This window comes from Pedobacter sp. Leaf176 (assembly GCF_001424305.1).
Classification (GTDB): Bacteria; Bacteroidota; Bacteroidia; order Sphingobacteriales; family Sphingobacteriaceae; genus Pedobacter.
In genome coordinates this window covers 65,408-77,350 of record NZ_LMPD01000008.1, presented here as the reverse complement: position 1 = coordinate 77,350, position 11,943 = coordinate 65,408, and the positions used below count along the sequence as shown (strand labels likewise).

The window sequence follows — 11,943 nt, the reverse complement described above, 5'->3', positions numbered from 1 at the left end:
GATGGAAGCAAAGGAAATAATCAATAAATTACCTTACGGAGATGCATTTTTGTTCGTTGATGACTTGCTTCATATTGATGAAAATGGTGTGAAGGGAAGCTATACATACGCGCAAAATTTACCATTTTACGAGGCACATTTTAAAACCGCCCCTGTAACACCTGCGGTGATTTTGACCGAAACTATGGCTCAAATCGGACTCGTCTGTTTAGGATTGTTTCTATTGGGCAGTTATTCTGATGAGCAGAAAATATCGATTGCAATGACCTCAAATTCGGTCGATTTTCTAAGACCGGTATACCCGGGGGAAACAGTAATTGTAACCAGTGAAAAGCGCTATTTTAGATTTAATAAATTGAGTTGCAGAGTAAAAATGGAAACTGTTTCGGGTGAGCTGATATGTAAAGGAACTATTGAAGGGATGTTAATTTCTAAACCTGATGAATAATAATCGTGTCGTAATTACTGGTCTCGGCATTTGTGCGCCAAATGGAACTACAATTCCTGATTTTACTGAGGCGATTAAAAACGGCTCTTCGGGAATTACGCATCAACCTGATTTGGAAGCGCTTGGATTTTCTTGCCAGATTGCAGCAAAACCATCCCTTAATGAAGACCGGATTGCACAATATTTTACGCCTTTAGAGTTGAGAAATTTAAACAGCAGCGGAATAATTTACGGCGTAATTGCAGCTTTGGACGCCTGGAAAGACGCTGGGTTAGAGAAAAGCAATGACGATGAGCCTGATTGGGAAAGTGGAACGGTCTTCGGAACGGGTACTTCAGGAATTGATAAATTTCGCTGGGCGATAAACAAAATAGATGAATTGGAAATCCGAAAATTAGGAAGCTCTGTTGTTGTACAAACCATGGCTAGTGGAGTTAGTGCTTTCATCTGTGGAAAATTAGGCTTAGGAAATCGGGTGATTACAAATTCCGCCGCGTGTGCAACCGGTACCGAAAGCATTTTACTGGCATATGAAAGGGTTAAATCCGGACAGGCCAAAAGGATGTTGGCCGGAAGTACAAGCGACAGCGGGCCATACATATGGGGAGGATTTGATGCCATGAAAGTATGTACCTTCAAACACAATAACGAACCGGAGAAAGGAAGCCGGCCAATGAGTTTAACTGCTAGTGGGTTTGTGCCGGGAAGCGGCGCAGGTGCCTTAGTATTGGAATCATTGAATTCCGCTTTGGCAAGAAATGCAAAAATCTATGCCGAAGTCCTCGGCGGTGATGCAAATTCCGGTGGCCAGCGTGGCTTAGGCACCATGACCGCTCCAAACCCGCTTGCTGTACAGCGCTGTATTAAGCAGGCGATTGAAAATTCCAGAGTCGGGGCCGATGAAATAGATGTGATAAATGGACATTTAACTGCTACATCAAAAGACGCACTGGAAGTTGAAAACTGGAAGAAAGCATTAGGGTCTTCCGCGGACAATTTTCCTTACATAAATTCATTAAAGGGAATGGTAGGCCATTGCATTAGTGCAGCAGGAAGTATTGAGTCTGTGGCATCAATACTGGAGCTGCACAATGGATTTATCTTTCCAAACGTGAACTGCGAGGATTTGAATCCGGAAATCAGTTCCTTGATTAATGCCAAATGCATACCTCAAAAACTGATAGAAAAACCCATTAACATCTTAATTAAAGCAAGTTTTGGATTTGGCGACATTAATGCCTGTGTAATCTTTAAAAAATATAAAAATGACTGAACAACATATAATCGACGAACTAAAGACAATTATTATACCCTATACAGAAGAAAAATCTGCGTTAGAAAATATCGGAGCGCATACGGACTTTATCAAAGACCTTAAAATCAACTCTGCAAATTTAGTTGATATCGTTCTAGATATTGAGGAAAAATTTAACATCACAATCGATAACGATTCAATGGCGAAAATGCTCACGGTTAAAGCAACAATCGATGTGATTGAAAACAAATTACAGGCAAATGCTGGGTAATGATATCGTAGATTTAAACCTGGCCAAAATCCAAAGCAACTGGAGGCGTAAAAATTACCTCGATAAGATTTTTACTGAAGAAGAACATCGGCTTATTTCATCAGCTAAAGATCCTGATGTATTGGTTTGGATTCTTTGGAGCATGAAAGAATCAGCCTACAAAATATGTAACAGAATAACGAATAAACGGCTTTTTAATCCAGCCGCTTTTCAGTGCAGCATTGTAGAATTGAATAACGAAACTGCAAAAGGCCTTGTTAATTACAACACTTTGAAAGTTTTGACAACAACCGAAATCAAAACTGAATTTATACACACCATTGCGACTGATGATATTCGATTTTCAAAGAATATAAGGTTATGGCGCAATCAATACCCTTTAAACTACCCGCAGCTTTTCAATAAACAAAATACTGATTACCAATTATATAAAAACGAAAATAATCTTCCTGAGGTAAAAAATTTGTGTAATAAAACACCACATCATGTATCGGTTAGCCACCATGGCAACTATTTATGCATTGTTTTTGATAGTGACCCTATACGTTGATTGATGTTAAATGTTGCGCTATTTCTTTACAGAAGAATAGAATTGCATCCCTTAAAAAGCCTTATCTTTGCGTAAATCATAAAAAATATAATATGCTTAAAGGATTTTTCAACGTACCATCCCCGGTAAATGAACCTATATTAAATTATGGCCCAGGTAGCAAAGAACGCGTGCTTTTGAAAGAAGCGCTTGCTGAGGCCCGTTCCCATCAACAAGACATACCGATGTACATCGGCGGAAAGCAAGTTTACACAGAAAAAAAAGGCAAAGTTGTTCCTCCACATGATCATCAACATATTTTAGCTCAATATAGTATTGGCGACAAAACACATATTAAACAGGCGATTGATGCAGCTTTAGCGGCAAAAGAGGACTGGGAAAATCTTTCATGGGAGCACAGAGCTGCCATCTTCCTAAAAGCTGCTGATTTAATCGCAGGAAAGTACCGTTATAAATTAAATGCTGCGACCATGTTGGGTCAAAGTAAAAATGCCTATCAGGCGGAAATTGATGCTGCTTGTGAGCTGATCGATTTCTTACGTTTTAACGTGAGTTACATGGCTGATATTTATAAACAACAACCTCCTGTTTCACCTCGCGGAAGTTGGAATCGTGTGGAACAAAGACCGTTGGAAGGCTTTGTTTTCGCTTTAACACCATTCAATTTTACGGCAATTGCAGCGAATTTACCAGCATCGGCAGCGATGATGGGCAATGTCGTGGTTTGGAAGCCTGCAGACACACAAGTATATGCAGCTAATCTTCTAATGGAAATTTTCCGCGAAGCTGGTTTACCTGATGGCGTTGTCAACCTGGTTTATGCCGACGGACCAGAAACCGGAGAGGTGATCTTTAATCATCCGGACTTTGCAGGTATTCACTTTACAGGTTCTACAAAAGTATTTCAGGAAATCTGGAAAACAATAGGAACAAACATTCACAAATACAGGTCTTATCCGCGTATCGTTGGTGAAACCGGAGGTAAAGATTTTATACTCGTACATCCATCTGCACAGACCAAAATTGCAAGTACTGCAATCGTTCGTGGTGCTTTTGAATACCAGGGACAAAAATGTTCAGCTGCGAGTCGTGTTTATATTGCAGAAAGCCTTTGGCCGGAAATTAAAGAACAAATATTAGCCGATTTAGCGTCTTTCAAAATGGGCGGAACTGAAGATTTTACTAACTTCATTAATGCGGTTATTGATGAACGCTCATTTGATAAATTGGCCAAATACATCGATCAGGCAAAGAAAGATGAAGGCGTTGAAATTATCGCAGGCGGTAAGTACGATAAAAGTAAAGGCTATTTCGTTGAGCCAACTGTTTTAGTTGTTCAGGATCCGAAATACACGACCATGTGCGATGAGCTTTTCGGTCCGGTTTTAACGGTTTATGTATATGCGGACGAGGATTTCGATTCTATTTTAGAGGTGATTGATACAACTTCTCCATATGCCCTAACCGGTGCCCTGATAGCACAAGATCGTTATGCAATCGACAAGGCAAGTCATGCTTTACGCAACTCTGCCGGCAACTTTTACATCAACGATAAATGCACGGGAGCAGTTGTTGGCCAGCAGCCATTTGGCGGTGCCAGAGGTTCGGGTACCAACGATAAAGCGGGCTCGATGATTAATTTATTGCGTTGGGTTTCTCCACGCACGATTAAAGAAGTTTTCGAATCTCCAACTGACTATCGCTATCCATTCTTAGCTGAAGATTAATATCAACTACATAAAATTAAAACCTCTTGAGCAAAAATCAAGGGGTTTTGTTTTTATATGGGTTTCGAAAAGCAATCACAGCAGCATTACTTATTCGATCGGCTATAGGCCATACTCTTAACTGTTCGGAAAATACTAAGCCCTCTCTAACCCCCTCTAAAGGGCGGGCAGTAATTGCATAAATGCTTAAATAAAAAAATCTGCAAGCTTTATGAAATTGACTTCATAAAACTTGCAGATGATTGGTTTGTGAGGACCAAACCAAGGTGTTTGATTTCATCTAAGAATTGCTTAATGCCTCGTAATGAAAGAATCGGTAGTGGCTTTGGAGAAGGGAAACCTTAAACCCTCTGCCTTCCTACCCTCAACCTTATCTAAGGAACGATTTCTTCTAAATAACTCTCCACCGGCGGACAAGCACAAATTAAGGAGCGGTCGCCATGGCTATCGTTAACACGTCCAACTGATGGCCAGAATTTACGCTCTAACACATAAGGAAGTGGGAACGCAGCAGTTTGACGGCTGTAAGCATGTTCCCATTCGTTTGCAGTAATTACCGCAACGGTATGGGGTGCATTTTTCAATGGGTTGTCTACTCTATCAAAAGTTAAGTTTTCTACCTGATCTATTTCTTTTTTGATTGCGATTAAGGCATCACAGAAACGGTCTAATTCGTGCTTAGGTTCAGATTCTGTTGGTTCGACCATTAGCGTGCCTGCAACGGGGAATGAAACTGTTGGTGCGTGAAAACCATAATCCATTAAACGTTTTGCGATATCCGTTACTTCAATTCCAAAAGCTTTAAATGAACGGCAATCTAAAATCATCTCGTGTGCACAACGCCCCTGAGCACCGGAATAAAGTACCGGATAGTGTTGCTCCAGACGAGTTTTCATGTAATTTGCATTTAAAATCGCATATTTTGTAGCATTAGTCAATCCCTCGGCACCCATCATAGCGATATAAGCGTGAGAAATAATCAGGATTGATGCTGAACCCCAAGGCGCAGATGAAACGGCAGAAATTGATTTTCCTTTGTCGATATCAACTACAGCGTGACCTGGAAGATAAGGAACCAAGTGTTTAGCCACACCGATTGGACCCATACCGGGGCCACCACCACCGTGAGGAATACAAAAGGTTTTGTGCAGGTTTAAGTGACAAACATCGGCACCAATATTAGCAGGACTTGTAAGACCAACCTGCGCGTTCATGTTCGCACCATCCATATAAACTTGTCCCCCATTAGCGTGTACAGTTTCACAAATTTCAATGATGCTCTCTTCGAATACACCGTGGGTTGAAGGATAGGTTACCATCAAACAAGATAAATTGTCTTTATGCAACTCTGCTTTTGCTTTTAAATCTTCAACATCGATGTTGCCATTTTCCAACGATTTAACCACAACAATTTTCATGTCAGCCATAGCTGCAGAAGCTGGGTTTGTACCATGAGCCGATGCCGGTATTAGTGCCACGTTACGGTGGAAATCGCCTCTATCGTGGTGGTACGCACGAATAACCATCAAACCTGCATACTCACCTTGTGCACCAGCGTTTGGCTGTAAACTCATTGCCGCAAAACCGGTAATTTCACTTAACCATTTATCTAATTCGTTGAATACAGAATAATAACCTAAAACCTGGTCGGCAGGAGCGAATGGGTGAACACGACCGAAGTGAGACCAGGTAACCGGAATCATTTCTGCCGTGGCATTTAATTTCATGGTACAGCTACCCAAGGCAATCATCGAGTGGCAAAGTGATAAATCTTTCGCCTCTAACGATTTAATGTAACGTAACATTTCATGCTCAGAATGGTGTGAGTTGAAAATTGGATGCGTTAAATATGTTGATGTACGTTGTAATTCCGTTGGAATAACCGTTTCTACAGTTTCTATAACTTCAACCTGATCTGCAGCTACCGCCTTTACTTTAGCAAAGATTTTAGCAATTAACTGAATGTCTTCGAAAGTAGTTGTTTCGTCAACTGAAATTGTAGCCACATTACCAACATAGTTAAGGTTAATTTCGTTATCTAAACAACCTGAATGAATGCCGCCTTTTAAATTGCCTAAATCAAAACGTATGGTATCGAAATAGGCTGAATTTAACTGCTCATAACCCAGGTCTTTTAAAGTTGAAGCCAGGCTTATTGCCAAACCATGCGTGCGTTCTGCAATGGCTTTTAATCCTTTCGGACCGTGATAAGCCGCATAGAAACCAGCCATAATAGCTAGCAATGCTTGGGCTGTACAGATATTCGAAGTTGCTTTATCTCTACGAATGTGTTGCTCCCTTGTTTGCAAAGCCATACGTAAAGCGTAATCTCCATGGCTGTCGATGGTTACACCTATAATACGACCGGGGATAGAACGTTTATATTCTTCTTTAGTGGCGAAAAATGCAGCATGCGGACCACCAAAACCCATCGGAATACCGAAACGTTGTGTGGTGCCAACAACAATATCTGCTCCCCACTCGCCCGGAGGCGTTAATAATGTTAAGCTTAAAATATCCGCTGCAACGGTTAATTTAATATTCACGTTATGGAGCTCCGATGCAAAACCTTTATAGTCAAAAACTTCGCCATTACCAGCCGGATATTGAACAATTGCACCAAAGAAGTCTTCAGTAGCAACAAAATCTAAATGATTTCCGATAACTAATTCAATACCATAAGGATTTGCGCGGGTTTTTAAAATATCTATTGTTTGAGCAAAAACCAATTCCGAAACGAAATATTTTTTCGCAGACTGATTCTTACGCGTACTGTATTGCATAAACATAGCTTCTGCTGCAGCCGTACCTTCATCTAAAAGTGAGGCGTTCGCAATTTCCATCCCGGTTAAATCAATAACCATGGTTTGGAAATTCAGCAATGCTTGTAAACGGCCCTGCGCAATTTCTGCCTGATAAGGCGTGTATTGCGTATACCATCCCGGATTTTCAAAAACATTACGCAAAATTACGCCAGGCGTAATGGTGTCGTAATAACCCTGACCGATAAAGCTTTTGAAAACTTTATTTAACAATGAAGTTTGTTTTAAAGCACCAAGGTATTCCGTTTCTGACTTCGCTGCTGGCAAGTTTAAAGGCTGTTTCAACCTAATTGCCGTAGGAACAGTTTGTTCAATTAGCTCATCAATAGAATTTACGCCAACAGTTTGCAACATTTCGGCTGTATCTGCCTCATTTGGCGCAATATGACGATTTTGAAAATCTTCCTTGTAATGGATATTTAAGCTCATGCGGTATGAATAATAATTTCGTGCAAAGGTAGGAAAAACGATGTTGTATTTTGCTATTCATCCGTGTAAAAAAGGTGTCTTATTTAAGCCGAAAAACAGGTTATCCAAGAATAATTAACCAAACTTTGATGTTAACAAAATATAGTGATATGCTGAAACGAAATCCTGCATAGAATTACTTCAGGATTTTATTGTATCTTCAATACCAAATACGTACACTATGCAATTAGCAGCACAAATCCTAATCGGCTTAGTTGCCATTATTCACATTTACATTCTTTGGTTAGAAATGTTCGCCTGGACAACTCAAGCGCCAAAGGTTTTTAAAACCATACCGAAGGAACTATTCAAACCGACAAAAACTTTAGCAGCAAACCAGGGCTTGTATAACGGCTTTTTAGCGGCCGGTTTAATCTGGTCATTATGCATAGGCGATCCACATTGGAAATTTTACGTCGCGATATTTTTTCTGTGTTGCGTTATTATCGCCGGCATTTACGGTGCGGCAACCGCAAGTAAAAAGATTCTTTATGTACAGTCGATTCCGGCTTTGGTTGCTTTAATTCTATTGCATTTAAAGTAGTATAAATTTAAAGAATGAGATTTTTTTTAGTACTTGCGGTACTTGCGATCTTAAGCTTTAAACCGGCTTCAAGCTATAAACTGAGTGATTCCAAAATCAAAACCGCATTATCGTTTTGCCAAAAAAACAATATGGATACTTCGGTTTGTATCATGATCGACATGAGTATCCACTCTGGGAAGAACCGGATTTTTGTTTACAATTTTAAGCAAAAAGAAATCATCATAGCAGGACTTTGTGCCCATGGCGTGGGCGGTGGTAGTACACCGGTAAAACCAATGTTTAGCAATAAAATTGGAAGTAACTGCACGTCTTTGGGAAAATATAAAGTAAAAGGTCGTTCTTACAGTAACTGGGGGATTAACATCCATTACAAAATGGATGGGTTAGAAGAAACCAACAATAATGCTTTTAAAAGAATTGTGGTTTTGCATTCCTACACGCCAGTTCCTGACCGGGAAATATTTCCTCAAACCTTATTCGGCCAAAGTGCGGGGTGTCCGGTTCTATCTGATGGAACGATGAAAAAGATTGACAACCTTTTAAAAACAAAGAAAAAGCCCGTATTACTTTGGATTTATATCTAAAGGCAATCCGCTCATGAGCTCATCATTTAGAAACCCTTAACATAAAGACTGCTTTGAATTTCGGATTTTAGAAATTGAAAAACTTATAGGTTTAAAAGCCGCTCTAAATGATGATAACCAATGCCAAAGTATTCTTTACTTTCTTTAATCTTCTGGAGAATTTCCTCTTTGTTTTTTGTGTCCTTTTCTTTACCCTTAATTCCGACCACTAAAACATTTTTTGGTGTATGCGCATCAGAAATAAATTCGAATACTTTCGTTTTATAACCAAAATATTCTAAAATCAAAGCTCGGATTCCATCGGTAACCATCTCCGCCTGGCGTTCTAAGAAAATACCGTACTTTGTTAAAAAGGAAACGTCATTTTTTACTTTGTTGCGCTCAATTTCTTTGCGGATTTGTTTATGGCAACAAGGGGCAACAACGATTAATTCGGCATTCGCTTTAATTCCCTTAAAAATTGCGTCGTCTGTTGCCGTATCGCAGGCGTGAAGTGCAATTAACAGGTTAAGATGCTCCGCTTCATAGTCTTCAATTGTTCCCTGTACGAAATTTAAGTGCCGAAAGCCCGACTTTTCAGCAACCTCATTGCATAAGTTTACCATATCCTGGCGGTACTCTACACCAACAACTTCAGCATTTAACTTCAAAACCGAATGTAGATAATCATACAAAGCAAAGGTTAAATAGCCCTTTCCAGAGCCCATATCTACAACATTTTTAATCGTTCCCTCTGGTAACTCTTTTATCAGAGAACTTAAAATTTCGATGTAGTGATTTATTTGGCGGAATTTGTCCTGCGCATTTTTGAAAACTTTCCCTTCCCCGTCGGTAATTTTCAATTCAGTTAAATAAGATTTCGAATCAGCTTTAATTAGCCTGCTTTTCTCTTTATCGTGGGTAGCCTTTGGAATCTCCCTGGTTGATGCCGATATTTCCCTTAATACAACCTTACCGCTATTTAACTGTTCAAGAATCAAGTCCTTGTCCGCTGTAAAGAGTGTTCCTATATTAAATCCGGCATGCAAATGTTCAGCAACGAGCTTAATGCCCTCACTTATAGAAAAGTTTTTCACCAAATCACGTGTTTTGTAGCGAAATGTGAAAGCCAGCTTATCTTCTCGCTTAATAATGACTTTTCTAACCAGAATTTGCTTCAGGCCTTCTTCATCTCCTTTATAATTCCCTAAAGAGATTTTAGCAAACTTCTCTGAAGTTAAACTAGCTTGCAAAGCCGAGATAAATTGTTCAATCTGTTCTGAAAATACCATCGTAAAATTAAAGCAACAAAGATAAATCAATTTCTTCAGAGAACGCCCCATGACTGATAATGTAACACTCGGCCGACTTTTTTAAGGGCATAAACAACGTTTAGTAATGTATTGCTGCTTAAAGCGTTTCTAAGATGTAATTGCCAAGAAGCGGGCTAACCAATTAAAAAAGTTATCAGTAATGATTCCAAAAAGGCAAATGGTTTTCGTTTAATGCAATTAAAGATTATTTTAGGATAAATTTAACAGCCAAACCAAATTAATGAGTGAATTTCAGATAAAAAAATCGCCAATTGTTTATGATGCCATTGTAGTTGGCTCTGGCGCAGGTGGCGGCATGGCAGCGTATGTACTTGCAAACGCTGGCCAAAAAGTTTTAATGCTCGAAGCGGGGCAATATTTCGACCCGAGGTTAGATTCTCATCAATTGAAATGGCCCTGGGAATCGCCCAGACGTGGTGCCGGCACCGTCCGCCCGTTTGGCGATTTCGATGCCTCTTATGGTGGATGGGAGTTGGAAGGCGAGCCTTACACTCAAAAAAATAAAACCGAATTTGAGTGGTTTCGATCGAGGATGCTTGGTGGCCGTACCAATCACTGGGGAAGAATTTCCTTAAGAATGGGGCCACAGGATTTTAAGCCAACCGACGGCTTAACCGACGACTGGCCAATCACCTATAATGACGTAAAGCCGTTCTACGATAAAGTTGACCGAATGATCGGTATTTATGGAACCGCCGAGGGTTTAGAAAATGAACCTGATGGCATCTTTATGAAGCCGCCTAAACCCAGGTTAAATGAATTATTCATAAAAAAAGGTGCAGAAAAAGCTGGTGTAAAAGTAATTACCGGTCGTGGCGCAGTAATGACCGAATCTATTAAAGGAAATAATGATCGTGCGCCCTGCTTCTATTGCGGCCAGTGTGGAAGAAGCTGTAAAGTATATGGCGATTTTTCCGCTTCCTCTTGCTTGGTGATTCCGGCAGTAAAAACAGGTAATTTAACCGTTATTACTGATGCGATGGTTCGTGAAGTAATTACGGATAAAGATGGAACGGCAAAAGGCGTTTCTTATGTAAATAGAAAAGATTTACAAGAGTACCAGGTTAATGGTAAACTGGTGATTTTAGGCGCCAGTGCCTGCGAATCTGCCCGAATTTTATTGAACTCAAAATCGTCCGCACACCCTGGCGGCTTAGCAAATAGCAGCGGCGTGGTCGGAAAATATTTACACGATTCTACTGGCGCCGGCGTATACGGTTTTCTTCCTCAATTAATGGATAGAAAACGTTATAACGAAGACGGTTTAGGAAGTGTGCATATTTACTCGCCCTGGTGGCTGGATAACAAAAAATTGAATTTTCCTCGCGGTTATCACATTGAATATGGCGGTGGGATGGGTATGCCATCTTACGGTTTTGGCGGAGGTGTTGAATCAATTAACGGCATGGTTCCCGACAGAAATGGCAAGAAAAAAGAAGCGGGCGGTTATGGTAAGTCTTTAAAAGATGATTATAGACGCTTCTATGGAACAAGTGTGGGCATGGCTGGTCGTGGAACTGCAATCGCCCGCGAAGATAATTATTGCGAAATAGACCCCAACATGGTGGATAAATATGGCATTCCGGTTTTAAGATTTAATTACAAATGGGCGAAGGAAGAAATTCTGCAAGCGAAACACATGCAGGAAACTTTTTTATCCATTATGAAAGAAATGGGCGCAGTCGTAACTTCTGAAATTCACGGTGCAGATACGAACTACGGTTTGCTGAATCCAGGAAAAATTATACATGAAGTTGGTACCATCCGTATGGGCGACGACCCTAAAAAGTCAGCTTTAAATAAGTATTGCCAGGCACACGATTGTAAAAATTTATTTGTCGTTGATGCTGGTCCTTTCGTACAACAGGGTGATAAAAATGCAACCTGGACAATCCTCGCCTTATCAATGAGAACAGCAGAATATATTTTGGCACAAAAGAAAAAACAAAACATATAAT

The 11,943-nt window shown here is 40.2% G+C and carries 10 protein-coding genes; 8 read left to right on the top strand and 2 right to left on the bottom strand.

Annotated elements, in window-relative coordinates; genetic code table 11:
* Position 1: 1 nt before the first annotated feature.
* The 5 genes from ASF92_RS20200 (at position 2) to pruA (ending at position 4,251) form a co-directional block, all read left to right on the top strand.
* Positions 2-448 carry a 3-hydroxyacyl-ACP dehydratase FabZ family protein gene (locus tag ASF92_RS20200; protein WP_056097544.1) on the top strand — a complete coding sequence of 149 codons (447 nt, stop codon included), beginning with the start codon at positions 2-4 and terminating at the stop codon, positions 446-448.
* Entirely contained in the window at positions 441-1,721 is a 1,281-nt protein-coding gene (locus ASF92_RS20195; RefSeq protein WP_056097543.1) for a beta-ketoacyl synthase, read from the top strand. The genes ASF92_RS20200 and ASF92_RS20195 overlap by 8 nt, the downstream gene beginning before the upstream one ends.
* On the top strand, positions 1,714-1,974 hold the full coding sequence (locus tag ASF92_RS20190; RefSeq protein ID WP_056097542.1) for an acyl carrier protein: 261 nt from the start codon (positions 1,714-1,716) through the stop codon (positions 1,972-1,974). The genes ASF92_RS20195 and ASF92_RS20190 overlap by 8 nt, the downstream gene beginning before the upstream one ends.
* Positions 1,943-2,524, top strand: a complete 582-nt coding sequence (locus ASF92_RS20185) for a 4'-phosphopantetheinyl transferase superfamily protein (protein ID WP_197413346.1) — start codon at positions 1,943-1,945, stop codon at positions 2,522-2,524. The genes ASF92_RS20190 and ASF92_RS20185 overlap by 32 nt, the downstream gene beginning before the upstream one ends.
* A 92-nt stretch (positions 2,525-2,616) precedes the next feature.
* A complete protein-coding gene (pruA, locus tag ASF92_RS20180; RefSeq protein ID WP_056097540.1) occupies positions 2,617-4,251 on the top strand; it encodes an L-glutamate gamma-semialdehyde dehydrogenase in 1,635 nt (544 codons plus the stop codon).
* A gap of 374 nt (positions 4,252-4,625) precedes the next feature.
* Here pruA and gcvP read toward each other — a convergent pair whose 3' ends face one another.
* Positions 4,626-7,502: an aminomethyl-transferring glycine dehydrogenase gene (gene gcvP / locus ASF92_RS20175; protein WP_056097539.1), complete on the bottom strand. Its 2,877-nt coding sequence runs from the start codon at positions 7,500-7,502 to the stop codon at positions 4,626-4,628.
* A gap of 220 nt (positions 7,503-7,722) precedes the next feature.
* Between gcvP and ASF92_RS20170 the strand changes: the two genes are divergently transcribed.
* Together ASF92_RS20170 and ASF92_RS20165 are read left to right on the top strand one after the other, a co-directional pair.
* On the top strand, positions 7,723-8,085 hold the full coding sequence (locus ASF92_RS20170; protein ID WP_056097538.1) for a DUF1304 domain-containing protein: 363 nt from the start codon (positions 7,723-7,725) through the stop codon (positions 8,083-8,085).
* A 14-nt stretch (positions 8,086-8,099) separates the two neighbouring features.
* Positions 8,100-8,672 carry a murein L,D-transpeptidase catalytic domain-containing protein gene (locus ASF92_RS20165; protein ID WP_056097537.1) on the top strand — a complete coding sequence of 191 codons (573 nt, stop codon included), beginning with the start codon at positions 8,100-8,102 and terminating at the stop codon, positions 8,670-8,672.
* A gap of 83 nt (positions 8,673-8,755) precedes the next feature.
* On the opposite strand, the gene ASF92_RS20160 is transcribed toward ASF92_RS20165, so the two are convergent.
* Entirely contained in the window at positions 8,756-9,943 is a 1,188-nt protein-coding gene (locus ASF92_RS20160; protein WP_056097536.1) for an SAM-dependent methyltransferase, read from the bottom strand.
* Positions 9,944-10,205: 262 nt separating this feature from the next.
* On the opposite strand from ASF92_RS20160, the gene ASF92_RS20155 reads away from it, so the two are divergent.
* Positions 10,206-11,942, top strand: a complete 1,737-nt coding sequence (locus ASF92_RS20155; protein WP_056097535.1) for a GMC family oxidoreductase — start codon at positions 10,206-10,208, stop codon at positions 11,940-11,942.
* Position 11,943 lies beyond the last annotated feature (1 nt).

What these genes read in the sequence shown, in the direction of transcription:
- ASF92_RS20200 (WP_056097544.1), top strand. Translation starts at nt 2, where the DNA reads ATGGAAGCAAAGGAAATAATCAATAAATTACCTTACGGAGATGCATTT.
- ASF92_RS20195 (WP_056097543.1), top strand. Translation starts at nt 441, where the DNA reads ATGAATAATAATCGTGTCGTAATTACTGGTCTCGGCATTTGTGCGCCA.
- ASF92_RS20190 (WP_056097542.1), top strand. Translation starts at nt 1,714, where the DNA reads ATGACTGAACAACATATAATCGACGAACTAAAGACAATTATTATACCC.
- pruA (WP_056097540.1), top strand. Translation starts at nt 2,617, where the DNA reads ATGCTTAAAGGATTTTTCAACGTACCATCCCCGGTAAATGAACCTATA.
- gcvP (WP_056097539.1), bottom strand. Translation starts at nt 7,502, where the DNA reads ATGAGCTTAAATATCCATTACAAGGAAGATTTTCAAAATCGTCATATT.
- ASF92_RS20170 (WP_056097538.1), top strand. Translation starts at nt 7,723, where the DNA reads ATGCAATTAGCAGCACAAATCCTAATCGGCTTAGTTGCCATTATTCAC.
- ASF92_RS20165 (WP_056097537.1), top strand. Translation starts at nt 8,100, where the DNA reads ATGAGATTTTTTTTAGTACTTGCGGTACTTGCGATCTTAAGCTTTAAA.
- ASF92_RS20160 (WP_056097536.1), bottom strand. Translation starts at nt 9,943, where the DNA reads ATGGTATTTTCAGAACAGATTGAACAATTTATCTCGGCTTTGCAAGCT.
- ASF92_RS20155 (WP_056097535.1), top strand. Translation starts at nt 10,206, where the DNA reads ATGAGTGAATTTCAGATAAAAAAATCGCCAATTGTTTATGATGCCATT.